We start from the raw sequence: 22,841 nt of genomic DNA, 5'->3' as shown, positions 1-22,841 counted from the left end.
GTGACCCGACGAACCGACTGGGCCGAGTACACCGACGGCTCCGCCGGACCGGGCGACGACGCGTACGGGGCGGCTGCGGCCCCGTACGAGACGGACCCCTCCGCCGTCGGTCCCCGCGAGGACGGCGCGGCACGCCACGGTGACGGCGAGGTGCGCCGCGGAGGCGGGCGGAGCCGTGGCGCGGGCGGCGCGCGCGGGCGCCGGAGGCGCGAGCACGCGGAGCCGTCCGCCGAGGACGGAGGTGCCACTTCCTCGTCGAGGGCCGAGAAGGGGGAGCCTCCGCGGGACCCGGTCGAGCAGGCACGGGCGATCTGCCTGCGCCTGCTCACCGGGACCCCGCGCACCCGCAGACAACTGGCCGACGCCCTGCGCAAGCGGGAGATCCCCGACGAGGCCGCGGAGGAGGTGCTGTCCCGGTTCGAGGAGGTCGGCCTGATCAACGACGGCGCCTTCGCCCAGGCCTGGGTGGAGTCCCGGCACCACGCCCGCGGGCTGGCCGGGCGCGCCCTCGCCAGAGAACTGCGCACCAAGGGCGTCGACGCGACGCTCATCGACGCGGCGGTGTCCCAACTGGACACCGAGCAGGAGGAGGAGACCGCGCGCGACCTGGTCGCCCGCAAGCTGCGCGCCACCCGGGGCCTCGACCGCGACAAGAGACTGCGCCGCCTCGCCGGCATGCTGGCCCGCAAGGGCTACCCCGAGGGCATGGCCCTGCGGGTGGTCCGCCAGGCGCTGGAGGAGGAGGGCGAGGACCCGGAATACCTCGGCGACGAGGGGTTCTGAGCAGGCGTCCGGCCCGAGGATGCTCCGGGGCGGACCGGGAAGGCGGGCAGGCGCAGACCGCGCGGGATCACCTTCCACTCCCGGAAGGGTGAATGCCCGCCGCACGGCGGTACCGTCTGCGCCGTCGCGTGGCCGCACGTGCCGCGGCCACCGCGCCTACACCGCTGCCGGAAGACCGCGGCGGACGGACCCGCGTGGACACCCCTCCAGCACGCCTCGGAAGGGCGGCCCCGCCATGCCCCCGCCCGCCCGCCACCGAAGAGCCGCCCGTCTTCTGCTCCTGGGCACCGGCCTGTCGCTGAGCGGCTGCGGCCCCCACCCGGCCGACTCCGGTCCATCCGGTTCGGCAGACGACGAACCGCTCACCCTCGCTCGGGAACACCGCAACGCGGACACGGCGCCCCTGTACCGCCCCGCCGACTACTGACCCCGTGCGGTCACCGGGAGGCCCGCCGACCGCCAGGCCTGGAAGCCGCCGATCAGGTCGGTGGCCCGGTGCAGTCCCAGACGGTGCAGCGACTCCGCCGCCAGGCTGGAGGCGTAACCCTCGTCGCACACCACGACCACCCGCACGTCGTGGTCCGTCGCCTCGGGGACGCGGTGGCTGCCCAGCGGGTCCAGCCGCCACTCCAGTTCGTTGCGCTCGATCACCAGCGCGCCGGGAATCACACCGTCCCGCTCGCGCAGGGCGGCGTACCGGATGTCGACCAGCAGTGCCGTGCCCGCCTCGGCGGCGTCGTACGCCTCGTCCGGCGCGATCCGCCGATACCCCGCGCGTACCCGCTCCAGCAGGGCGTCGATTCCGGTGGGCCCGCTCACTGCCAGTCCTGCGGGCGCTCGACCTGCTCCAGGCGCAGGGTCTGTCCGCTGCGGCTGTAGCGGCGGATCTGCGGCAGGGGCGGGTAGTAGGCGTGCACGGACACCGCGTGGCGGTCGGACGACTCGTTGAGGACCTCGTGCACGTGGTGCCGGCCGAAGGCGCGCCCCTCGCCGACGGGCAGCCGGCGCTCCCGGTCCACACCGTCGCTGAGTTCGAGCGTCTTCCAGCCGTCGGTGGGCAGGCGGGCGGCGAGCGCGTTCTCCCTGAGCTCGCCCGCGGCCGTGACGAAGGCGCCCACGGAGTCGGCGTGATCGTGCCAGCCGGTGCCCGTGCCGGGCGGCCAGCCGATCAGCCAGGCCTCGCTGCCACCCGGCCCGGCCAGCCGCATCCAGGTGCGGCCCTCGGGGTCGAGCGGCAGGGAGGCGATCAGTTCGGCGTCGGCCGCCGCCCGCCGTACGAAGTCGAGGAGCCGGCCCTGCGTCGGGGCGGGCGTGGACGTGGACGCGGGAGAAGGAGAAGCAGGAGAAACGGAGGGGAGGGACACGGGTACCGTCCTGGGAGTTCGCGAGGGAGCGCGCGGCGGCACGTCGGACCGGCGGCGCGCGCGAAGGAAAGGGGAGGCGAATTCAGCAGGACGGACGACACACGCAGCCCGCATAGCGGACGAGGTCCATATGGACCCTCCGCCACAGGCGCACACAGGTGTCGGTCACGATCCGGAGTAGACCATGACGGTGCGGGCCGGTCAACTCAGCGTCACCATGCGGACAGTGACCGCGTCTCCGGCGTCCGGCCGGGCGGCGGGACCGGCACCCGGCCGGACGCACCGACCGACGCGCCCGCTCACCGCGACCCGGCCGCCGCCCCCGCCCCCTCCTCCGCCTCGGTCGCCGCCCTGGCCGTCGCCCCGCCCAGCGCGCTCTCGGCAGCCGCGTAGAGGTCGGCCGGGCGCACCCCGTTCAGCGCCGTGACCAGGTGGCCGTCGGGCCGCACGAGCAGCACCGTGTGGGCCGCGGCACCCGGGTAGCTCTCGGCGACCAGCAGCTCGGCGTGGTGGGGCAGTGCCGTCACCGCGGCCGCCAGCCGCGGCATGATCCCGGCCGTCACCCAGTGCTTGCGGTCCCACACCCCGGTGCCCGGCGCGATCAGCACCACCAGCAGCGCCCCGCGCCCCAGCCGGTCGCCCAGCCGTACGAAGGTGCCGTCCTCCGCCGTGACCCGCACATCGGTGACGGGTGTCCCCGGCGGTGTGCCCACGGACACCTCCCCGACGAGGTCCTCGGGGGCGAGCGGCGAGTCGGCGTACGTCCCCTGCGCGCCCAGCGTGCCGCGGCCGAGGTGACCGTCCGTCAGCAGCGCGTCGTTGCCGCGGGCGGAGCCGGGTACGTAGGAGCGCAGTCCGCCGCCGCCCCGCACCAGCGGGAGCAACTGGTCGGCGGCGCGCAGCCGCGCGGAGATCGCCGCCCGCCGTTCCTGCTGGTAGCTGTCGAGCAGTGCTTCGCGGGGCCCGTGGTGCCAGGCCACGGCCAGCTTCCAGGCGAGGTTGTCGGCGTCCAGCAGCCCCTCCTCCAGGCCCTGCGTGCCCAGCGCGCCCAGCAGGTGCGCCGCGTCCCCGGCCAGCAGCACGCGGCCCACCCGCCAGCGGCGGGCGAGGCGGTGGTGGACCGTGTGGACGCCGGTGTCGAGGAGTTCGTATGCCGGGGTCGAACCGTCGGCCGCCCATCCGGTGAGGGTCTCGCGGACCCGGTTCACCAGCAGTTCGGGCGTGACCAGGTCCTTGCCGGGCGGCAGCAGCCAGTCCAGGCGCCACACGCCGTCCGGCAGCGGGCGGCCGACCACCTCGCCGGCCGACGGCCCGGTCGTCCGCCACGGCGGCATGCGGTGGAGCAGCGCCTCGTCGGTCCACGGGAGTTCGGTGCGCAGTGCGGCGACGGCGTATCGTTCCACCGCCGTACGGCCGGGGAAGCGGATGTCCTGGAGCTTGCGGACGGTGGAGCGCGGGCCGTCGCAGCCGACCAGGTAACTGCCGCGCCACCACGTGCCTGCGGGGCCCCGGGTGTGGGCCGTGACGCCGGACTTCTCCTGCTCGATGCCGTCCAGTCGGCTGTCCACGGCGATCTTGACCAGCCGCTCGCGGGCGAGCGCCGTGCGCAGGACCCCGGCCAGCTCGTGCTGGGCGATGTGCAGGGGGGCCGGGTCGGCGTCGCCGAACACGACCTCGCGCGTCACCTGCTTGCGCCGCATCGACCGCCATCCGGCCCAACGCGAACCCAGTCCCGCCAGCGGTGCGCCGGTCAGCCGCTCGACGAGTGCGACGGCCTCCTCGCGCAGGACGACGGTGCGCGCGGGGCGCGGTTCTTCCTTGCCCGGTCCCTCGTCGAGGACGACACAGGGCACCTCCTGCCGCGCCAGCGCCAGGGCGAGCGTGAGCCCGACGGGCCCCGCTCCGGTGATGATCACCGGGTCCACGGTGCGGCGCCCCCTGCCCGTGGCGGTGTCCCGGGGGACGTGGGTGAACAGGACATTGGAGCAGGGTGCACGGTCACAGAACGTATGCAACCTATTGCCGCTGCTTGCGTCAAGTGATGGAGGCCGTGGCGATCATGCCACGGCCTCCGTTGATGGTCATACGAGATGACCGAGTGTCAGGTGTGCTAGACCTTGCCGACCGTTCCGGCGTCGGCGGTCTCCACGTCGTCCGCGCTGAGCACCGCACCGGTCGACTTCTTCGCCCGCCGCAGCCGGCGCTCCAGCCAGCTCGCGAAGGTGGTGAGGGAGAAGTTGAGCGCGATGTAGAGCACCGCGACCACGGTGAAGCTGGCGATCACGTTGGCGCCGTAGTAGCCGCTCATCGTGTTGGCCGAGGCGAGCAGCTCGGGGAAGGTGAGGACGGCACCACCGAGCGCGGTGTCCTTCAGGATCACGACGAGCTGGCTGACGATGGCCGGGAGCATCGTCGTGACCGCCTGCGGCAGCAGGATCAACCGCATCGACTGCCCCTTGCGCAGCCCGATCGCCATCGCTCCCTCGGCCTGGCCCTTGGGCAGCGCGAGGATGCCCGCACGGACGATCTCCGCGAGGACCGAGGCGTTGTACAGCACCAGACCGGTGACGACGGCGTAGAGCGGACGGTCGTCCGAGCTGACGTTGGTGTACTCGGCGAACAGGGCCAGGCCGAAGATCATCAGCACCAGCACCGGGATGGAGCGGAAGAACTCCACCACGACCGCGACCGGGATCCGTACCCACGCGTGGTCCGACAGCCGGGCGATACCGAGCACGGCACCGAGCGGCAGGGCGATGACCATCGCGAGGGCCGCTGCCTTGAGGGTGTTCTGCAGACCGGGCCAGATGTACGTCGACCAGGGCTCGCTGCTGGTGAAGAACATCTTCCACTTGTCCCAGTCGAGCTGCCCCTTCTCGTCCAGGGTCGTGTACACCCACCACAGCAGGGCCGCGATGGCCACCACGAAGACGGCCGTGAACACGACGTTGCGTCGCTTGGCGCGTGGCCCCTGCGCGTCGTAGAGAACGGAACTCATCGCTTCACCGCCACCTTCTTGCCCACCCAGCCGAGGATCAGACCGGTCGGCAGCGTCAGGATCACGAAGCCGACGGCGATGATCGCGGAGATCAGCAGCAGCTGCGCCTCGTTCTCGATCATGTCCTTCATCAGCGCGGCGGCTTCGGCGACGCCGATGGCCGCGGCGACCGTGGTGTTCTTGATGAGCGCGATCAGTACGTTCGCCAGCGGGCCGACCGTGGAGCGGAACGCCTGCGGCAGCACCACCAGGCGCAGCACCTGACCGAAGCTGAGCCCGATCGCCCGGGCCGCCTCCGCCTGACCGACGGGCACGGTGTTGATGCCGGAGCGCAGGGCCTCACACACGAATGCCGAGGTGTAGAGGATCAGACCCAGGACGGCGAGCCGGAAGTTGATCGTCTCGAAGTTGTCGCCGCCGCCGAGTGTGACGCCGAGGGTCTGGTTGAGACCGAGGGACGCGAACAAGATGATGACGGTGAGCGGGATGTTCCGCACGGTGTTCACGTACGCGGTCCCGAGGCCGCGCATCAACGGCACCGGGCCGACGCGCATGGCGGCCAGTATGGTGCCCCAGATCAGGGAGCCGACGGCTGAGAGTACAGCGAGCTGCACTGTCGTCCAGAAGGCTCCCAACAGGTCGTAATCCTGAAGAAAGTCGAACACGATCTCCCGCGCTTCCGCGTGTAGGGATGCCCGCCCCGGTGCGCGGCCCCTTCCGGAGGGCGGCGCACCGGGGCGGGCCCGGCCTCAGCTCTTGACGTCGCCGATCTTCGGCGCCGGCTCGTTCTTGTAGTTGGCCGGACCGAAGTTGTCCTTCACGGCCTTGTCCCAGGCTCCGTCGGTGGCCATGGCCTCGAGCGCGTCGTTGATCTTGGCCTTGAGGTCACTGCCCTTCTTGACGCCGATGCCGTAGTTCTCGTTGGTCATCTTGAAGCCGCCGAGCTTGAACTTGCCCTTGAACTGCGACTGGGCGGCGTAACCGGCGAGGATCGAGTCGTCCGTGGTCAGCGCGTCGATGGCGCCGGTCTGCAGGCCGTTCAGACAGGCGGAGTACGTCGGGTACTTCTGCAGCTGGGCCTTGGGCGCGAGCTTGTCCTTGACGTTCTGCGCCGAGGTCGAACCGGTGACCGAGCAGAGCTTCGCGTCGTTCAGGTCCTCCGGCGACTTGATCTTGTCGTCGTCGGCGCGGATCAGCACGTCCTGGTGGGCCAGCAGGTACGGGCCGGCGAAGTCGACCTTCTCCGAGCGCTCGGGAGTGATCGAGTACGTGGCGGCGATGAAGTCGACGTCACCGCGCTGCAGCATCGTCTCGCGGTCGGCGCTCTTCGACTCCTTCCACTCGATCTGGTCCTCGGTGTAGCCGAGCTTCTTGGCGACGTACGTGGCGACGTCCACGTCGAAGCCCGCGTAGCCGTCCGGGGTCTTCTGGCCGAGGCCGGGCTGGTCGAACTTGATGCCGATGGTGATCTTCTTGCCGTCACCACCGGACGAGCCGCTGTCCTTGTCGTCGCCGCCGCAGGCGGTGGCGGTCAGGGCGAGGGCGAGCACGGCGGCCGAGGCGGCGGAGACCTTGCGAAGCTTCATGGTGGACATCCTTTGGCTGTGATCGAGCTGCGATCGGACGATCAGAGGATCAGGCGATCAGGTGCGGCTCCGGGGAACGGGCCGCCGGTGCGGCCGGCGCGGGGCGCCGGAGCCGCTCCGAAATCTCAGTGGTGCAGGATCTTCGACAGGAAGTCCTTGGCACGGTCGCTGCGCGGATTGCTGAAGAACTGGTCCGGCGTGGCCTCTTCGACGATGCGGCCGTCCGCCATGAACACCACGCGGTTGGCGGCGGAGCGCGCGAAGCCCATCTCGTGCGTGACCACGACCATGGTCATGCCGTCCTGCGCGAGCTGCTTCATCACCTCGAGCACCTCGTTGATCATCTCGGGGTCGAGGGCCGAGGTCGGCTCGTCGAAGAGCATGACCTTCGGGTCCATGGCCAGCGCACGCGCGATGGCGACACGCTGCTGCTGACCGCCGGAGAGCTGCGCGGGGTACTTGTCCGCCTGGGCGCCCACGCCGACCCGGTCGAGCAGGGCGCGGGCCTTCTCGTCGGCCTTCTTGGCGTCGACCTTGCGGACCTTGACCTGGCCCAGGGTCACGTTCTCGAGCACCGTCTTGTGCGCGAAGAGGTTGAACGACTGGAAGACCATGCCGACGTCGGCACGCAGCCGGGCCAGCTCCTTGCCCTCGGCGGGCAGCGGCTTGCCGTCGATCGTGATCGAACCGTCGTCGATGGTCTCCAGACGGTTGACGGTGCGGCACAGGGTGGACTTGCCGGACCCAGAGGGTCCGATGACCACGACGACCTCGCCGCGGTGAATCGTCAGGTCGATGTCCTGGAGCACGTGCAACGCGCCGAAGTGCTTGTTGACACTCTTCAGGACGACCAGTTCGCCGGTCCCAGCCTTGTCTTCCTTGGCCACCGATACTTCGGTCATCGCTCTCGGGCTCCGTCCTCCTGGGTTTCGCAGGACAGTAGTGACCCGGGCCACGTCACGTCTCTACATCTGAGCGAGATCTGAGCATCACGATCCGATAGCAATCGGACACGAGTCGTAGCACTTGTGAGCTGGGCGCATATCGGCCGGATAACTTCGAGCGGCCGCAACCGGAAGCCTCTTGACGCCGTCCCCCTCCATCGGCGTCACTGCACAGGGCGCACGCGCGCGTGCCCGTCCATGAGCCCGTCCCGATTTCTACCCGCCCCGAGCGTACGGCCGATGAACCGAAGGGAGCCCGGATGAGACTGCTGCTCGTCGAGGACGACAACCACGTGGCCGCCGCCCTGTCCGCGATCCTGGCACGGCACGGCTTCGACGTCACCCACGCGCGCAGCGGCGAGGAGGCGCTCCAGGCGCTCGTCCCCGAGGTCGACGGCTTCGGCGTCGTCCTGCTCGACCTGGGCCTGCCCGACCAGGACGGGTACGAGGTCTGCGGAAAGATCCGCAAGCGCACCAGCACCCCGGTCATCATGGTCACCGCGCGTGCCGACGTGCGCTCCCGCATCCACGGCCTCAACCTCGGAGCCGACGACTACGTGGTCAAGCCGTACGACACGGGGGAACTGCTCGCCCGGATCCACGCCGTCAGCCGGCGCACCGCCCACGAGGACGCCACCGGGAGCACCGAGACCGTGGTCCGCCTCGGCGCGGTCCGCATCGAGCTGCCGACACGCCAGGTGAGCGTGGACGGTTCGGTTGTCCAACTCACCCGCAAGGAGTTCGATCTGCTCGCCCTGCTCGCCCAGCGCCCCGGTGTGGTCTTCCGCCGCGAGCAGATCATCAGCGAGGTGTGGCGCACCAGCTGGGAGGGGACCGGGCGCACCCTGGAGGTGCACGTCGCCTCCCTGCGCTCCAAGCTGCACATGCCCGCGCTGATCGAGACCGTCCGCGGCGTCGGCTACCGCCTCGTCGCCCCCACCGCCTAGCGGGGCCGGGTGAGCACCCGCCTGCTCCCGCTGCTCATCGTCCTGATGGCATCCGTCCTGCTCGCGCTCGGCGTGCCGCTCGGCGTCAGCGTCGCCCGCGCGGAGCAGCAGAAGGTCGTCATCGACCGCATCGACGACACGGCGCGCTTCGCCGCGCTCGCCCAGTTCGTCACGGAGGACGGGTCGGGCGGCTCACGCCGGACGGACACGGACGAGCGCCTGGAGACCCTGCAGACCGAGCTGACCAGCTACTACGAGGTCTACGGCATCAAGGCCGGGGTCTTCTACCGCAACCACATCCCGATGGCCAACGCGCCCACGACCTGGTTCCTGCCCCAGACCGGTGAGGTCCGCGACTCCTTCGACGAGGCGCTGCTCAGCCGCCGCAGCCACGACCCCGAGCAGGTGTGGCCCTGGCAGGACGGCCGGCTCGTGGTGGCCTCGCCGGTCATCCGGGACGGCGACGTGGTCGCGGTCGTGGTCACCGAGTCGCCGACCGACTCGATGCGGTCGAGCACCCTGCGCGGCTGGCTCGTCATCGGCGCCGGGGAGTTCGCCGCGATGCTGCTCGCCGTCGGCGCGGCGCTGCGGCTGACCGGCTGGGTGCTCAGGCCGGTGCGGGTACTCGACGCCACCACCCACGACATCGCCACCGGGAGGCTGAAGTCCCGGGTCGCGCCGTCCGGGGGACCGCCGGAGCTCAGACGCCTGGCCCGGTCGTTCAACGAGATGGCCGACCACGTGGAGGACGTGCTGGAGCAGCAGCGGGCCTTCGTCGCCGACGCCTCCCACCAGCTGCGCAACCCGCTCGCCGCCCTCCTGCTGCGCATCGAGCTGCTCGCCCTGGAACTGCCCGAGGGCAACGAGGAGATCGCCTCCGTCCAGACCGAGGGCAAACGCCTGGCCCGGGTCCTGGACGACCTGCTCGACCTGGCGCTGGCCGAGCACAGCCAGGCCGACCTGAAGGTCACCGACGTCGGCGCGCTGGCCGCCGAGCGGGTGGCCGCCTGGTCACCGACGGCCGACGCCAAGGGCGTACGGCTGGTCGGCGACTGCCCGCCGACCACGGGCTGGGCCGACCCGGTGGCCCTGTCGAGCGCCCTGGACGCGGTCATCGACAACGCGGTGAAGTTCACGCCCGACGGCGAGAGCGTCCGGGTCGAGGTCGCCTCCACCGGGGACGCCGCCACCGTCGTCGTCACCGACAACGGTCCCGGCCTCACCGACGAGGAGCTCACGCGCGTGGGCGACCGCTTCTGGCGCAGCGGACGGCACCAGAACATCAACGGCTCCGGCCTCGGCCTGTCCATCTGCCGGGCGCTGCTCGCGGCGGGCGACGGGGCGATCTCCTTCGGCCGCCACGAGCCGCACGGACTCCGGGTCACGGTCACGGTGCCCAGGACCGGCACGGTGCCCACGGAGCCCGAGCGGGCCTACGGCTTGACCGACCGGTAGTAGCGCCGGGCGCCCTCGTGCAGTTCGAGCGGGTCGGTGTAGATCGCGGTACGCAGGTCCACCAGCTGCGCGGAGTGCACGTGCGCACCGATGCCGTCGCGGCTGTCGAGCACGGTCCGGGTCAGCCACTCGGTGAGCCGCGGATCGACGTCCGCGCGGGTCACCAGCAGGTTGGACACCGCCATCGTCGGCACCACGGCGCCGTTCTGGACCGTGGGGTAGGCCGACTCCGGCATGTTGGTGGTGCGGTAGTAGCGGGTCGCGCCGCCCGACCGGTGCAGCTTGGTGACCAGGTCGTCGCCGATCGGCACGAACCGGAAGGCGGAGCTCTCGGCGATCTCCTTGAGGCCGTCCGTCGGCACCCCGCCGGACCAGAAGAACGCGTCCAGCTCGTCGCCCAGCCGTCCGGGGCCGGTGTCGATCCCGTCCGCCCGGGGCGTGATGTCCGTCTCCGGGTCGATGCCCACCGCCTTCAGCAGCCGGGTGGCGATCAGCCGTACCCCCGAGTTGGGCAGCCCTATGGCCACCCGCTTGCCACGCAGGTCCCGGACCGACTGGATGTCCGAGTCGCTCGGCACGACGAGCTGCACGTAGTCGTCGTAGAGCCGGGTGACCCCGCGCAGCCCTTCGGCACCCGGGCTGCCGGCCAGCTTGTACGTCTCGACCGCGTCGGCCGCGGCGATCGTGAAGTCGGCCTCCCCGGACGCCACCCGCTCGACGTTCTCCTGCGAGCCCGCGCTGGTCATCAGCCGCACGTCCAGGTCCGGCATGTCCTTGCGCAGCTCGGTGCGCAGCAGCTCGCCGTACTTCTGGTAGACGCCCGCGCGGGTACCGGTGCTGAACGTGATCGTCCCGCTCGGCGGCTTCTCGCCCAGCGGCAGCAGCCACCACAGCAGCAGCCCGAGCACGACGGCACCGGCGAGCGCGCCCTGGACGGCCCGGCGCCTGCCGATACGGGAGAGCAGCGTGGACATGGGGGCGATCCTGCCAGCCCGCACCCGCGCTGACCAGGGCCCACTGTCAGTGGCGGTCGCTACAGTCGTCGGCATGAGCAACACCCCGCCCGCCGAGACCGGCATGCCTTCCGCCGAGAGCGGCACCGCCTCCGCCGAGGGCCGCACCCCGCCCGCCGAGGGCAGGACGTCGCCCGCCGACCTGGTCCGTGCCTTCCACCTCGCCTTCGGGCTGGACGCCCGCAGCACTCCGACCGAGGTCCCGCCCGGCCTGGCCGCGCACAGAGGCGAGCTGCTCGCCGAGGAGGCGGCCGAGGTCGCCGAGGTGTCGGTGCGGGGCCCGCTCGACCGGCTCGCGCACGAACTGGCGGACGTGGTCTACGTGGCCTACGGCACCGCCCTCGTGCACGGCATCGACCTGGACGCGGTGATCGCGGAGGTCCACCGCTCCAACATGACCAAGCTGGGGCCCGACGGCCGCGTCAGCCGCCGGGCCGACGGCAAGGTCCTCAAGGGCGACCACTACGAGACACCGGACGTGTCCGGCGTGCTGCGCCGACAGGGCTGGACACCGCGGACGCCGGACGCCCCGGAGCCGACCGGCACCTGACCCCGGCGTACGACGACTCCGGCGCCCGACCCCGGAACACGACGACTCCGGCACCCGGGTGCCGGAGTCGTGCCGAAGGGCTGAGCCCGGTGCCGGTCAGTCGCCCACCGAGGCTTCCGCCTCCGCCGCGGCGGCCCGGGGTGTGCCCTCCGCGGGACCGCTCGGGCGGTCGGGGTTGTCGCGGCGCCGGAAGAGGCGCATCGCCAGCGGCTCGGTGAAGCGTGCCGTGAGGGGGCCGAGGACGACCAGGATGAGGACGTACGCCGTGGCCAGCGGGCCCAGGGACGGCTCGATGCCGGCCGAGACCGCGAGGCCCGCGATCACGATGGAGAACTCGCCGCGTGCCACCAGCGCACCGCCCGCCCGCCATCGGCCCTTGACGGAGATCCCGGCGCGCCGTGCCGCCCAGTACCCCGTGGCGATCTTCGTCACGGCGGTCAGCAGTGCCAGCGCCAGAGCCGGCAGCAGCACCGGCGGAATGCTGGCCGGGTCCGTGTGCAGCCCGAAGAAGACGAAGAAGACGGCCGCGAACAGGTCCCGCAGCGGGCTCAGCAGCGTGTGCGCGCCCTCCGCGACCTCTCCCGACAGCGCGATGCCCACCAGGAAGGCGCCCACCGCGGCCGACACCTGGAGCTGCTGCGCGACACCGGCGACGAGGATCGTCAGACCCAGCACCACGAGGAGCAGCTTCTCCGGGTCGTCGCTGGAGACGAAACGGGAGATGAGGCGGCCGTAGCGCACCGCCACGAACAGCACCAGGCCCGCCGCGGCCAGCGCGACCGCCAGCGTGATGCTCCCGGTCATCAGACCGGCGCCGGCGACCAGGGCCGTGACGATCGGCAGGTACACCGCCATCGCCAGGTCCTCCAGGACCAGCACGCTCAGGATCACCGGCGTCTCGCGGTTGCCGACCCGGCCCAGATCGCCGAGTACCTTCGCGATCACACCCGACGACGAGATCCACGTCACGCCCGCCAGGACGACGGCGGCCACCGGGCCCCAGCCCATCAGCAGCGCGGCCACCGCGCCCGGCACGGCGTTGAGCGCGCAGTCGACGAGACCCGCCGGATAGTGGGACTTGAGGTTGGTGACCAGGTCACTGGCCGTGTACTCCAGGCCCAGCATCAGCAGCAGGAGGATGACACCGATCTCGGCGCCGGTGGCGACGAACTCCTCGCTCGCGCCGAGCGGCAGCAGGCCGCCCTCGCCGAAGGCGAGACCGGCCAGCAGGTACAGCGGGATGGGCGACAGCCGGTAACGGCCGGCGAACCGGCCGAGCAGCCCGAGGCCCAGGATGATGGAACCGAACTCGATCAGGAGTACCGCGGAGTGCACGCGCTCACTCCTGCCCGAGTATCGCCGCGGCGGCGTCGACGCCCTCACGGGTGCCGATGACGATCAAGGTGTCACCACCCACGAGCCGGAAGTCCGGCGCCGGCGACGGAATCGCCTCGGCCCGCCGCAGCACCGCCACGATCGAGGCACCCGTGTCGGTCCGCATCCGGGTGTCGCCCAGCAGCCGTCCGTTCCACCGGGACGTGGCCGCCACCTCGATCCGCTCGGCGACCAGGCCCAGATCGGTGGTGTAGAGCAGGCTCGCGCTGTGGTGGGAGGGCTTCAGCGCGTCGATCAGCGCGCCCGCCTCGGGCCCCGTCAGCCGCAGCGAGTGGGCGCAGGAATCGGGGTCGTCGGACCGGTACACGTTCACCGTGCGGGCACCGTCGCGGTGGGCCACCACCGACAGGTGGCGGTGCTCGCGGGTCACCAGGTCGTACTGGACCCCGATACCCGGGAGCGGCGTCGCCCTCAGGCGTGGAGCTGACACGTGCTTTCCCCTCACTCGTCCTGCGTTGCCTGCCGCGTCTCCAGCTGCGCTTTCCGCACGTGGGTGCCGTGCCCGCGACCTCGCCATGCTGCCATCCGCACGTACGGTGGCGATATGGGTGTCGTGACGGATATACGCAGCCGGTCGCGGTCGGCGAAGCTGGCCGCGGGGGCGTCGTGCGAGCAGGCCGGGAGGAGCGGGAAGAGGAACGTGTCGCTGTTCTGGCGGATCTTCTCGCTCAACGCCGCCGGCCTGGTCGTCGCCACCGCACTGCTGCTGGGACCGGTCACCGTGTCGACCCCCGTGCTGGCCGGGGAGGCCCTCGTCCTGCTGGCCGGACTCGCGGCCCTGCTGGCCGGAAACGCGGTCGTCCTGCGCATCGGGCTCACCCCGCTGCACCGGTTGGGCCGGGCCATGTCCACCGCCGACCTGCTGGTGCCCGGGACCCGGCCCGAGGTCTCCGGACCGGCCGAGGCGGCGCAGCTCATCGCGACGTACAACACGATGCTGGACCGGCTCCAGGCCGAACGCGCCGCCGGTGCCGGCCGGGCCCTTCAGGCCCAGGAACGCGAACGCCACCGCATCGCCCGCGAACTCCACGACGAGGTGGGCCAGACCCTGACCGCCGTACTCCTCCAGCTCAAGCGCGTCGCGGACCGGGTTCCCGGGGAACTGCGCGACGAGGTGACCCTGGCGCAGGAGGCCACCAGGGCCGGGCTCGACGAGATCCGCCGTATCGCCCGCCGGCTGCGTCCGGGCGTCCTGGAGGAACTCGGTCTGGCCAGTGCCCTGCGCTCGCTGGCCGCCGAGTTCACCCACCACGGACTGACCGTCCAGCACCACATCCCCGGCGACCTGCCCCCGCTCGCCCCGGAGGACGAACTCGTGCTCTACCGGGTCGCCCAGGAGGGACTGACCAACACCGCCCGCCACGCCGACGCCGCCCGCGCGGCGCTCACCCTGCGCCCGCTGCCGCCGTCCGAGGGCGCCGGTGTCGAACTGCTCGTCCGCGACGACGGCACCGGTCTCGGCACGGCCGCCGAGGGCGCCGGTATCCGCGGGATGCGGGAGCGGGCCCTGCTGATAGGAGCCGAGATCCACTTCGAACCCGCCCCCGGAGGGGGCACCGACGTACGCCTGCGCGTCCCCGCGCCGCCGGGGGACCGTTTTGCAGACCGAACCGGAGACAGCCCCTGATGTCCGCACGGCCCCCGATCCGCGTCCTGCTCGCCGACGACCACACCCTCGTACGCCGCGGAGTCCGTCTCATCCTGGACGGCGAACCCGATCTGACGGTGGTCGCCGAGGCCGGTGACGGTGCCGAAGCGGTCGCTGCCGCGCGGGCCACCGAGATCGACCTGGCCGTCCTGGACGTCGCCATGCCCCGCATGACCGGCCTCCAGGCGGCCCGCGAACTCTCCCGGCGCCTGCCCGAGCTGCGCATCCTCATCCTGACCATGTACGACAACGAGCAGTACTTCTTCGAGGCCCTCAAGGCGGGCGCCTGCGGATACGTCCTCAAGTCCGTCGCCGACCGCGACCTGGTCGAGGCGTGCCGGGCCGCCGTGCGCGACGAGCCGTTCATCTACCCCGGCGCCGAGCGGGCCCTCGTCCGCTCCTACCTGGACCGTGTGCAGGGCGGTGGCGGCCTGCCCGATCGGCCCATCACCGAGCGCGAGGAGGAGATCCTCAAGCTCGTGGCCGAGGGACACACCTCTAAGGAGATCGGCGAGCTGCTGTTCATCAGCGCCAAGACCGTCGAACGCCACCGCGCGAACCTGTTGCAGAAACTGGGCGTACGCGACCGCCTGGAACTCACCCGGTACGCGATCCGCGCGGGCCTCATCGAGCCCTGAGACGCCGCCGCCGAAGCCGACCTGCCCCGCTCCCCGCGTGGCCGTCTGGCCCTCGGGGCGTCGGTCGGTGTCGGTGCCGGTGTCGGTGTCGGCGGCGGCGGCGCGCGCGGTCAGCAGCCGATCGGTGCGGAGCCCACGGCCACGTCGTCGAACCAGACCGTGTCGTCGCCCGTCGCGTAGCTCTCCCAGCCCAGTCGCAGGGCGGTCGGCCGGGGTGCGGTGCCGCGGGCGAGCCACTGCTGGTCGACGTCCTGCGTCGGCACCCCGTCGGCGTGCAGGCCCGGAACCCGCTCGTCGCCGAGCCAGGTGTCGAGGTTGGCGGCCGAGGTGTCGATCGCGAACCGCAGGCACTGCCAGCCGTCCGTCGGCAGCGGCCTGCTCAGCGCCACCCCGGCCGGGCTCTGCGCGGGCAGGGTGGCGTCGTCGCTCTCCCGGTTCCACTGCAGCGCGCCGTTCTGGCCGCCCACGCGCAGCGCCCGGCCCCCCTGCGCCGAGTCCGGCATCGACACGAAGGTGACGTGCGAGGTCGGCAGCGCGGTGGTGTGCCGGACCCACATGCGCACGTACATCACCGGGCCGACCGACGACAGGTCCGCGGTGTGGGCGACGAAGGCGTGGTTGCAGTACCCGGCCCGGCCGTCCACCCGGAGCGACCTGCCGCCCTCGTGCGACACCGCCGAGTCCACGGCGGCCGTGCCCGTGCCCTGGCAGTCGGGCGCGGTGAACCGCCAGTCGCCGGCGGGCTCGGGGCCGGTCTGGTCCTCGAAGCCCGAGCAGATCACGGCGTCACCGCACTCCGCGGACGGCGGTGGAGTCGTCGTGGGAGGCGTGGTCGGTGGTGTGGTGGGCGGTGTGCCGCCGTCTTCGCCGCAGGAGGTGCCGTTGAGCGCGAAGTCGTCCGGCGCGGGGTCGGCGGACCGCCAGGTCCCCTGCACTCCGAACTCGGCGGTGCCACCCGTGGACAGGGCGCCGTTCCAGCCGGCGTCGACGGCGACGACGGACCCGCCGGTCTGTGTGACGGTCGCGTTCCACGCCGACGTCACCTGCTGGTCGCCGGTGTAGGTCCAGGTCAGCCGCCAGTCGCTCACCGCGGGGCCGAGGTTGGTGATCCTCACCTGGGCGGTGTAGCCGCCCGCCCACGCGTCGACGCTGTAGTCGACCCGGCAGGTGGCCGCCGTCGCACCGCTCGCGGGCATCGCCACCAGGACCGACACCACCAGCGCCACGGCGGCCACCGCCGCGGTCCAGGGCCGGCGCAGTAATCGAAGGACTCGGGTGCGCACAGGGTGCCTCCAGTACGGGAGAAGGGATGCGTCAGCGCATGCCGGGGAGCACGCTCAGGAGCATGCATGGGAGCGCTCCCATGCATGACACCGACTCTGACTGTGTACTGTCAATACGTGCGCGGCGTCGGACGCGATCGTGACTCGCCTACTCTTGTTGCCATGAGCAGCATCGACCGGAGCCAGTCAGTGGGCGGCACGCGAACCTACGAAGTACGCACCTACGGGTGCCAGATGAACGTCCACGACTCCGAGCGATTGTCCGGCCTGCTGGAGGACGCGGGCTACGTCCGCGCCCCCGAGGGTGCCGACGGCGACGCCGACGTCGTCGTCTTCAACACCTGCGCCGTACGGGAGAACGCCGACAACAAGCTGTACGGCAACCTCGGCCACCTCGCCCCGAAGAAGGCGAGCCGCCCCGGCATGCAGATCGCGGTCGGCGGCTGCCTGGCGCAGAAGGACCGCGACACCATCGTGAAGCGGGCCCCCTGGGTGGACGTCGTCTTCGGCACCCACAACATCGGCAAGCTCCCGGTGCTGCTGGAGCGCGCCCGCGTGCAGGAGGAGGCGCAGGTCGAGATCGCCGAGTCCCTGGAGGCGTTCCCGTCCACGCTGCCCACCCGGCGCGAGAGCGCGTACGCGGCCTGGGTCTCCATCTCCGTCGGCTGCAACAACACCTGCACCTTCTGCATCGTCCCCGCGCTGCGCGGCAAGGAGAAGGACCGCCGCCCCGGCGACATCCTCGCCGAGGTCGAGGCCCTGGTCGCCGAGGGCGTCAGCGAGATCACCCTGCTCGGGCAGAACGTCAACGCCTACGGCTCCGACATCGGCGACCGCGAGGCGTTCAGCAAGCTGCTGCGCGCCTGCGGGAACATCGACGGCCTGGAGCGCGTCCGCTTCACCTCCCCGCACCCCCGCGACTTCACCGACGACGTCATCGCCGCCATGGCCGAGACGCCGAACGCGATGCCGCAGCTGCACATGCCGCTCCAGTCCGGCTCCGACCCGGTCCTCAAGGCGATGCGCCGCTCCTACCGCCAGGAGCGCTACCTGGGGATCATCGAGAAGGTGCGCGCCGCCATCCCGCACGCGGCGATCACCACCGACATCATCGTGGGCTTCCCCGGCGAGACCGAGGAGGACTTCGAGCAGACCCTGCACGTGGTGCGCGAGGCCCGCTTCGCCCAGGCCTTCACCTTCCAGTACTCCAAGCGCCCCGGCACCCCGGCCGCCGAGATGGAGAACCAGATCCCCAAGGCCGTCGTCCAGGAGCGCTACGAGCGCTTGGTCGCCCTCCAGGAGGAGATCTCCTGGGACGAGAACAAGCAGCAGGTCGGCCGCACCCTGGAGCTCATGGTCGCCGAGGGCGAGGGCCGCAAGGACGGCGCCACCCACCGCCTCTCCGGCCGCGCTCCCGACAACCGCCTGGTGCACTTCACCAAGCCCGACCAGGAGGTCCGCCCCGGCGACGTGGTGACCGTGGAGATCACCTACGCCGCACCGCACCACCTCCTCGCCGAGGGCGCGGTGCTCGACGTGCGCCGCACCCGCGCGGGCGACGCCTGGGAGAAGCGCAACACGACCGAGCAGGCCAAGTCGGCGGGCGTGCTCCTCGGCCTGCCGAAGATCGGCGTTCCCGAGCCCCAGCCGGTCGTGGCGAGCGGCTGCGGCTGCGACTGACCGCGGGGGGTGCCGCCGGGTGCGGCGGTACGGGGATACGCTGCCGATCATGCTTGTCGCCGCCGCCGTCTGCCCCTGCCCGCCGCTCCTCGTGCCGGAGGTCGCTGCGGGTGCCGCACCCGAGCTGGACGCCGCCCGCGCCGCCTGTACGGATGCGCTGGGCGTGCTCGCAGCGTCCCGGCCCGACCGGCTCGTGGTGGTCGGGCCCGCGGACTCCGCCGGGCCCGAGGTCTATCCGCGGGGCGCGCGGGGTTCCTTCCGCGGCTTCGGCGTGGACGTGGAGGTGTACCTGGGCGCCGACACCGGCGGTGCGGGCGGAGCCGAGCTGCCCCACGGCCTGGCCGTCGGCGCCTGGCTGCTGGGGCGGACGGGGTGGACCGACGCCCCCGTCGACGCCATCGGGGTGGGGGACGGGCTGTCCGCCGAGCGCTGTGCCGCCGTCGGCTGGGACATCGCCGCGCGGGCCGGACGGACGGCGCTGCTGGTGCTGGGCGACGCCAGCGCGTGCCGCACGCTGAAGGCGCCCGGCTACCTCGACGAGCGGGCGGCGCCCTTCGACGCGGGGGTGGGCCGCGCCCTGGAAGCGGCGGACCAGGCCGCGCTCGCCGCCCTGGACGTCGATCTCGCCCGCGAGCTCAAGGCGTCGGGCCGGGCACCCTGGCAGGTCCTCGCGGGCGCGTCCGGCGACTCGGACCTGGGCGGGGCGCTCCTGTACGAGGACGCGCCCTACGGGGTCGGCTACGTCGTGGCCACCTGGTCGTAGCGGCGGAGCGGCCACCGTTGGTGGCGGTCGGCGCGACACCCCGGACGGGGGCGGCAGGCGCGTCCGCGTGGTCGCAGCGGCGACGCGCGACTTGGTCGTACCGGCGGCGCGGCCATCTGGCCGTAGCGATCGACGCGGCGCCCCGGACGTCACCGGCGGACGTGGCGGCGCGGTCGCAGCGGCGAGGCGTCACCTGGTCGTAGTGGCGGTGCGGCGTCTGGTCGTAGTGGTCGGCGGGCGCCGCCCGACGTGGTGGCAGGCACGGCTGCATGGTCGTAATGCTCGTCGGTCGTCGCCCCCGGCGTGGTGGCAGGCGCGGCTGCATGGTCGTAGCGGTGGTGCGGCCACCTTGTCGTGGTGGCGGACGCGGCGCCCCGGCGGCAGCGGCCGACGCGGCGCCGCGCCACCTGTCCGCAGCGGCGGCGTGGCCGCCGTGGCGTAGTCGTCGGTGCGCCCGCGGACGGTCCGGAGGCGGCCCGGGGGCCGGGCTCCGTGACCGTCCGGCGGCGTACCGGGTCAGGAAGCCGGAGGCGGGCCGGCCGGAGGGGTGCCGCCGGGTGTGCCGCCGTCTTCTTCCCCGCCCCTGTCGTCCTTGTGGGCGAGACGGTCCATGGCGCCCTTGGCCTTGCCCGTGCCCGTCTGGATCCGGTCGCTGTACTTGCCCTTGGTCCTCTCGTCGACGGTCCGCGCCATCTTGTCGAGACCGCGATCGATCTTGTCACCGTGCTGCTGCGCGAGGTCGGAGACCTTGCCCTTCGCCGGTTCGAGTCTGGCCTTCAAGTTGTCCAGGAGACCCATGGTTCGCCTTCCCTCACGGGGCAGTCAGGTGCGGGCGCCCTTGTCGGCCTCGGCCTCGTTGTCGACGGCCTCCCCGGCGGACTGCTGCTTGGGGATGCCGACGCTCTCCGAGTCACCGGCCTCGGCGGCGGTCCCGTCGGTCTCGCCGGCCCCCGCCGTGTTCCGCGGGCCGGCGTCGGCCGCCTTCGCCTCCGCCGCGCTCCCGGTGTCCGGGATGTCGGTCCGCGTCTCCGCGCCCGACGCCTCCTCGGTGTTCTTCGACCTCCGAAAAAGCCGTGCAAAAACGCCCATATCAACTCCATACGTTACTCGTGCGGGCGAAATCCCGCGGCATCCGGTGCGTCCGTTTGCGTGGCCGGGGCCATGACCCGGTGGCCCGGGGAGCGGGAACCTCGCAACGGGCAACGACCCTGGACGCGGACCGTCACGTAACTCGTTCCAGGGCGAGGTGAGAGGTTTGCGAGACTGGTGCGGTGAGCAGCGCACCCCCCGCCCCCCGCGTCATCGCCGTAGTCGGACCCACCGCGGCCGGAAAGTCCGATCTGGGCGTCTTCCTGGCCGAGCGGCTCGGCGGCGAGGTCGTCAACGCCGACTCCATGCAGCTCTACCGAGGGATGGACATCGGCACCGCCAAGCTGACGCCCGAGGAACGCGGCGGCGTCCCGCACCATCTGCTGGACATCTGGGACGTGACGGTCACGGCGTCCGTCGCCGAGTACCAGCGCCTCGCGCGCGAGCGGATCGACGCGCTGCTCGCCGAAGGGCGCTGGCCGATCCTCGTCGGCGGTTCCGGTCTCTACGTCCGCGGGGCCGTCGACAACCTGGAGTTCCCCGGTACCGACCCCGAGGTCAGGGCCCGTCTCGAGGCGGAGCTCGAACTGCGTGGCCCGGGTGCGCTGCACGCCCGGCTGGCCCTCGCCGACCCGGAGGCGGGGCGGGCCATCCTGCCCAGCAACGGGCGCCGCATCGTGCGCGCCCTCGAAGTGATCGAGATCACCGGCAGGCCCTTCACCGCCAACCTCCCCGGTCACGACTCCGTCTACGACACCGTGCAGATCGGCGTCGACGTGGCCCGCCCCGAGCTGCACGAGCGCATCGCCCTGCGCGTCGACCGGATGTGGGAGGCCGGTCTGGTCGACGAGGTGCGCGCACTGGAGGCGCAAGGGCTGCGCGAGGGGCGTACGGCGTCCCGCGCGCTCGGCTACCAGCAGGTCCTCGCGGCGCTCGCCGGCGAGTGCACGCTCGACGAGGCGCGCGCCGAGACCGTCCGTGCCACCAAGCGCTTCGCGCGCCGTCAGGATTCATGGTTCAGGCGCGACCCGCGGGTGCACTGGTTGAGTGGGGGTGTGGCGGATCGCACGGAACTTCCGCGACTCGCCCTGTCGTTGGTCGAACGACCGGTTACAGCCTGATCACGTGATGGCATCGGGACGCCCCGGCCGTCATCCGGGCCTTCGGCGGCGTGCCATCATCGAGCTTCGATCGACCGAGTGAGTCCTAGTTGGGAGGGCGCGTGGCGATGGAGGCCGGCCCTCGCGACACCGCACCGAGCACCGAACACGGCACCGCCGACCACGGCGGACCGGAGCCGGACGGCGGCGCCCTGAGCCCCGACGGTCCCGACGAGACGCCGGACGGTGTCGCCGACGGCCCCGCGCCCGACGAGATGTACGGGGACGAGGTCGAGGTCGAGTTGCGGCCCCAGCGCCGGCTGCGGATCTGGCAGCTCGCGCCCATCGTGTGCCTGGCCGCGCTCGGCTCCCTGATGTTCGCCTTCCCGCTCGCCTTCGACTTCGGCGACAGCGGCGCCGTGATCGCGATGCTGGGACTGCTGATCTGCTCCTGCGCGGCCGGCTGGGGCATGATGGCCGCCCGCCGGGTCGGCTACACCTGGCCGGGCCTGCCCCAGCGCGGCTCGGGGCGCCGAGCCGACTGGCGGACGATCCTCGTGTACGCCCTGGCGGTCGCCGCGGTCGTCGCCCTGGCCGTGTGGCGGGTCGCCCGCCTTCGGAGCTGACGGGCCCTCCCGCCCCGGGCCCGGCTCCGCCCCTCGTCGTCGTGGCGCACCCACCCCGTACGATCGAGGAATGAGCACGCGGATCGCCTTCCTCAAGGGTCACGGCACCGAGAACGACTTCGTGATCGTTCCCGACCCGGAGAACGCCCTCGACCTGCCCCCCGCCGCCGTCGCCGTCCTGTGCGACCGCCGAGCGGGCCTCGGCGGGGACGGGCTGCTGCACGTGGTGCGGTCCGCGGCGCACCCCGAGGCCCGGGACATGGCCGCCGAGGCGGAGTGGTTCATGGACTACCGCAACGGCGACGGCTCGGTCGCGGAGATGTGCGGCAACGGCGTGCGGGTCTTCGCGCGCTACCTCCAGCGCGCCGGGCACGCCGCCGAGGGGGACCTCGCCGTCGCGACGCGCGGCGGCGTGAAGCGCGTGCACATCGCGAAGAACGGCGACGTCACCGTCGGGATGGGCCGGGCGCTGCTGCCCGAGGGCGAGGTCGAGGTGAGCGTGGGCGAGCGCGACTGGCCCGCGCGGAACGTGAACATGGGCAACCCGCACGCGGTCGCCTTCGTCGCCGACCTCGACCACGCGGGCGACCTGTACGCCCCGCCCTCCCACGCGCCCGCCGGCGCCTATCCGGACGGGGTCAACGTCGAGTTCGTGGTCGACCGGGGCCCCCGCCACGTCGCGATGCGCGTGCACGAGCGCGGCTCCGGCGAGACCCGCTCCTGCGGTACGGGCGCGTGTGCCGTCGCCGTCGCCACCGCCCGCCGGGACGGCCTGGACCCGGCGGTCACCGGAACCCCGGCCACCTACACCGTCGACGTGCCCGGCGGCACCCTGGTGATCACCGAGCGCCCGGACGGCGAGATCGAGATGACGGGGCCGGCCGTGATCGTCGCGGAGGGCGAGTTCGACTCCGCCTGGCTGGAAGGGGTACTCGCCTGAACCACGACCCGGTGACCGGAACCGCGGTGAACCACAGCG

The 22,841-nt window shown here is 72.3% G+C and carries 26 protein-coding genes; 12 read left to right on the top strand and 14 right to left on the bottom strand.

Translation table 11 applies throughout. From position 1 onward, the window contains the following. Together recX and ACFYZ3_RS33010 are read left to right on the top strand one after the other, a co-directional pair. Window positions 1-783 carry a recombination regulator RecX gene (gene recX / locus ACFYZ3_RS33015; RefSeq protein WP_388525511.1) on the top strand — a complete coding sequence of 261 codons (783 nt, stop codon included), beginning with the start codon at window positions 1-3 and terminating at the stop codon, window positions 781-783. Window positions 784-1,018: 235 nt separating this feature from the next. After that, entirely contained in the window at window positions 1,019-1,210 is a 192-nt protein-coding gene (locus tag ACFYZ3_RS33010) for a hypothetical protein (protein WP_388525508.1), read from the top strand. Here the strand turns inward: ACFYZ3_RS33010 and ACFYZ3_RS33005 are convergent. The 8 genes from ACFYZ3_RS33005 to ACFYZ3_RS32970 all read right to left on the bottom strand — a co-directional run bounded on the left by ACFYZ3_RS33005 (window position 1,204) and on the right by ACFYZ3_RS32970 (window position 7,633). Then, a complete protein-coding gene (locus ACFYZ3_RS33005) occupies window positions 1,204-1,602 on the bottom strand; it encodes a rhodanese-like domain-containing protein (protein WP_388525505.1) in 399 nt (132 codons plus the stop codon). The two genes, ACFYZ3_RS33010 and ACFYZ3_RS33005, sit on opposite strands and share 7 nt — an antisense overlap. Continuing rightward, window positions 1,599-2,147: a cysteine dioxygenase gene (locus ACFYZ3_RS33000; protein ID WP_388525503.1), complete on the bottom strand. Its 549-nt coding sequence runs from the start codon at window positions 2,145-2,147 to the stop codon at window positions 1,599-1,601. Before ACFYZ3_RS33000 ends, ACFYZ3_RS33005 begins: the two co-directional genes overlap by 4 nt. Window positions 2,148-2,229: 82 nt before the next feature. Continuing rightward, window positions 2,230-2,301, bottom strand: coding sequence for a putative leader peptide (locus ACFYZ3_RS32995; RefSeq protein WP_309544753.1), 72 nt, complete (start codon window positions 2,299-2,301; stop codon window positions 2,230-2,232). A gap of 145 nt (window positions 2,302-2,446) precedes the next feature. Continuing rightward, window positions 2,447-4,072 carry an FAD-dependent monooxygenase gene (locus ACFYZ3_RS32990; RefSeq protein WP_388525500.1) on the bottom strand — a complete coding sequence of 542 codons (1,626 nt, stop codon included), beginning with the start codon at window positions 4,070-4,072 and terminating at the stop codon, window positions 2,447-2,449. Between the two features lie 185 nt (window positions 4,073-4,257). Beyond that, complete coding sequence (locus ACFYZ3_RS32985) at window positions 4,258-5,145, bottom strand: amino acid ABC transporter permease (RefSeq protein ID WP_388525497.1); 888 nt, start codon at window positions 5,143-5,145, stop codon at window positions 4,258-4,260. After that, window positions 5,142-5,810 (bottom strand): amino acid ABC transporter permease, encoded by a 669-nt coding sequence (locus ACFYZ3_RS32980; protein ID WP_054099804.1) that lies wholly within the window; start codon window positions 5,808-5,810, stop codon window positions 5,142-5,144. The genes ACFYZ3_RS32985 and ACFYZ3_RS32980 overlap by 4 nt, the downstream gene beginning before the upstream one ends. An 84-nt stretch (window positions 5,811-5,894) precedes the next feature. Further along, the gene (locus ACFYZ3_RS32975) at window positions 5,895-6,731 is read right to left on the bottom strand and encodes a glutamate ABC transporter substrate-binding protein (protein WP_388525494.1); all 837 of its coding nucleotides are present in this window, start codon (window positions 6,729-6,731) and stop codon (window positions 5,895-5,897) included. A 125-nt stretch (window positions 6,732-6,856) separates the two neighbouring features. Beyond that, complete coding sequence (locus tag ACFYZ3_RS32970) at window positions 6,857-7,633, bottom strand: amino acid ABC transporter ATP-binding protein (protein ID WP_356862318.1); 777 nt, start codon at window positions 7,631-7,633, stop codon at window positions 6,857-6,859. Window positions 7,634-7,935: 302 nt separating this feature from the next. On the opposite strand from ACFYZ3_RS32970, the gene ACFYZ3_RS32965 reads away from it, so the two are divergent. Continuing rightward, a complete protein-coding gene (locus ACFYZ3_RS32965) occupies window positions 7,936-8,622 on the top strand; it encodes a response regulator transcription factor (protein ID WP_003973245.1) in 687 nt (228 codons plus the stop codon). A 9-nt stretch (window positions 8,623-8,631) separates the two neighbouring features. Continuing rightward, window positions 8,632-10,077 (top strand): ATP-binding protein, encoded by a 1,446-nt coding sequence (locus ACFYZ3_RS32960; RefSeq protein WP_388525489.1) that lies wholly within the window; start codon window positions 8,632-8,634, stop codon window positions 10,075-10,077. Here ACFYZ3_RS32960 and ACFYZ3_RS32955 read toward each other — a convergent pair. Next, window positions 10,056-11,051, bottom strand: a complete 996-nt coding sequence (locus ACFYZ3_RS32955) for a TAXI family TRAP transporter solute-binding subunit (protein WP_388525486.1) — start codon at window positions 11,049-11,051, stop codon at window positions 10,056-10,058. The two genes, ACFYZ3_RS32960 and ACFYZ3_RS32955, sit on opposite strands and share 22 nt — an antisense overlap. A gap of 73 nt (window positions 11,052-11,124) precedes the next feature. Here ACFYZ3_RS32955 and ACFYZ3_RS32950 point away from each other — a divergent pair, with 73 nt between their 5' ends. After that, on the top strand, window positions 11,125-11,640 hold the full coding sequence (locus ACFYZ3_RS32950; RefSeq protein ID WP_388525483.1) for a MazG nucleotide pyrophosphohydrolase domain-containing protein: 516 nt from the start codon (window positions 11,125-11,127) through the stop codon (window positions 11,638-11,640). A gap of 96 nt (window positions 11,641-11,736) precedes the next feature. On the opposite strand, the gene ACFYZ3_RS32945 is transcribed toward ACFYZ3_RS32950, so the two are convergent. Continuing rightward, the gene (locus ACFYZ3_RS32945) at window positions 11,737-12,975 is read right to left on the bottom strand and encodes a cation:proton antiporter (RefSeq protein ID WP_361007086.1); all 1,239 of its coding nucleotides are present in this window, start codon (window positions 12,973-12,975) and stop codon (window positions 11,737-11,739) included. Between the two features lie 4 nt (window positions 12,976-12,979). Then, complete coding sequence (locus tag ACFYZ3_RS32940) at window positions 12,980-13,465, bottom strand: cation:proton antiporter regulatory subunit (RefSeq protein WP_102928754.1); 486 nt, start codon at window positions 13,463-13,465, stop codon at window positions 12,980-12,982. Between the two features lie 114 nt (window positions 13,466-13,579). Here ACFYZ3_RS32940 and ACFYZ3_RS32935 point away from each other — a divergent pair, with 114 nt between their 5' ends. Beyond that, entirely contained in the window at window positions 13,580-14,662 is a 1,083-nt protein-coding gene (locus tag ACFYZ3_RS32935) for a HAMP domain-containing sensor histidine kinase (protein ID WP_388525479.1), read from the top strand. Next, the gene (locus tag ACFYZ3_RS32930) at window positions 14,662-15,321 is read left to right on the top strand and encodes a response regulator transcription factor (RefSeq protein WP_356862334.1); all 660 of its coding nucleotides are present in this window, start codon (window positions 14,662-14,664) and stop codon (window positions 15,319-15,321) included. The genes ACFYZ3_RS32935 and ACFYZ3_RS32930 overlap by 1 nt, the downstream gene beginning before the upstream one ends. Before the next feature lie 110 nt (window positions 15,322-15,431). Here the strand turns inward: ACFYZ3_RS32930 and ACFYZ3_RS32925 are convergent, their stop codons facing one another. Next, the gene (locus ACFYZ3_RS32925) at window positions 15,432-16,604 is read right to left on the bottom strand and encodes a cellulose-binding domain-containing protein (RefSeq protein WP_388525475.1); all 1,173 of its coding nucleotides are present in this window, start codon (window positions 16,602-16,604) and stop codon (window positions 15,432-15,434) included. Window positions 16,605-16,766: 162 nt separating this feature from the next. Here ACFYZ3_RS32925 and miaB point away from each other — a divergent pair, with 162 nt between their 5' ends. Both miaB and ACFYZ3_RS32915 read left to right on the top strand, forming a co-directional pair. Continuing rightward, complete coding sequence (gene miaB, locus ACFYZ3_RS32920; protein WP_388525472.1) at window positions 16,767-18,284, top strand: tRNA (N6-isopentenyl adenosine(37)-C2)-methylthiotransferase MiaB; 1,518 nt, start codon at window positions 16,767-16,769, stop codon at window positions 18,282-18,284. A 49-nt stretch (window positions 18,285-18,333) separates the two neighbouring features. Then, window positions 18,334-19,047, top strand: coding sequence for a class III extradiol dioxygenase subunit B-like domain-containing protein (locus ACFYZ3_RS32915; RefSeq protein ID WP_388525469.1), 714 nt, complete (start codon window positions 18,334-18,336; stop codon window positions 19,045-19,047). 516 nt (window positions 19,048-19,563) lie between these two features. Here ACFYZ3_RS32915 and ACFYZ3_RS32910 read toward each other — a convergent pair. Together ACFYZ3_RS32910 and ACFYZ3_RS32905 are read right to left on the bottom strand one after the other, a co-directional pair. After that, window positions 19,564-19,845, bottom strand: coding sequence for an antitoxin (locus ACFYZ3_RS32910; protein WP_388525466.1), 282 nt, complete (start codon window positions 19,843-19,845; stop codon window positions 19,564-19,566). A 24-nt stretch (window positions 19,846-19,869) separates the two neighbouring features. After that, window positions 19,870-20,136: a hypothetical protein gene (locus ACFYZ3_RS32905; RefSeq protein ID WP_388525463.1), complete on the bottom strand. Its 267-nt coding sequence runs from the start codon at window positions 20,134-20,136 to the stop codon at window positions 19,870-19,872. A 182-nt stretch (window positions 20,137-20,318) separates the two neighbouring features. Here ACFYZ3_RS32905 and miaA point away from each other — a divergent pair, with 182 nt between their 5' ends. The 3 genes from miaA (at window position 20,319) to dapF (ending at window position 22,802) form a co-directional block, all read left to right on the top strand. Next, window positions 20,319-21,257 (top strand): tRNA (adenosine(37)-N6)-dimethylallyltransferase MiaA, encoded by a 939-nt coding sequence (gene miaA, locus ACFYZ3_RS32900; RefSeq protein WP_361007068.1) that lies wholly within the window; start codon window positions 20,319-20,321, stop codon window positions 21,255-21,257. A gap of 107 nt (window positions 21,258-21,364) precedes the next feature. Further along, window positions 21,365-21,862 carry a hypothetical protein gene (locus tag ACFYZ3_RS32895; protein ID WP_361007165.1) on the top strand — a complete coding sequence of 166 codons (498 nt, stop codon included), beginning with the start codon at window positions 21,365-21,367 and terminating at the stop codon, window positions 21,860-21,862. A gap of 70 nt (window positions 21,863-21,932) precedes the next feature. Beyond that, entirely contained in the window at window positions 21,933-22,802 is an 870-nt protein-coding gene (dapF, locus tag ACFYZ3_RS32890; RefSeq protein ID WP_388525460.1) for a diaminopimelate epimerase, read from the top strand. Window positions 22,803-22,841 lie beyond the last annotated feature (39 nt).

It is taken from the genome of Streptomyces sp. NPDC001599 (assembly GCF_042893535.1).
GTDB lineage: Bacteria > Actinomycetota > Actinomycetes > Streptomycetales > Streptomycetaceae > Streptomyces.
This window is presented reverse-complemented; position numbering and strand designations above follow the sequence as displayed.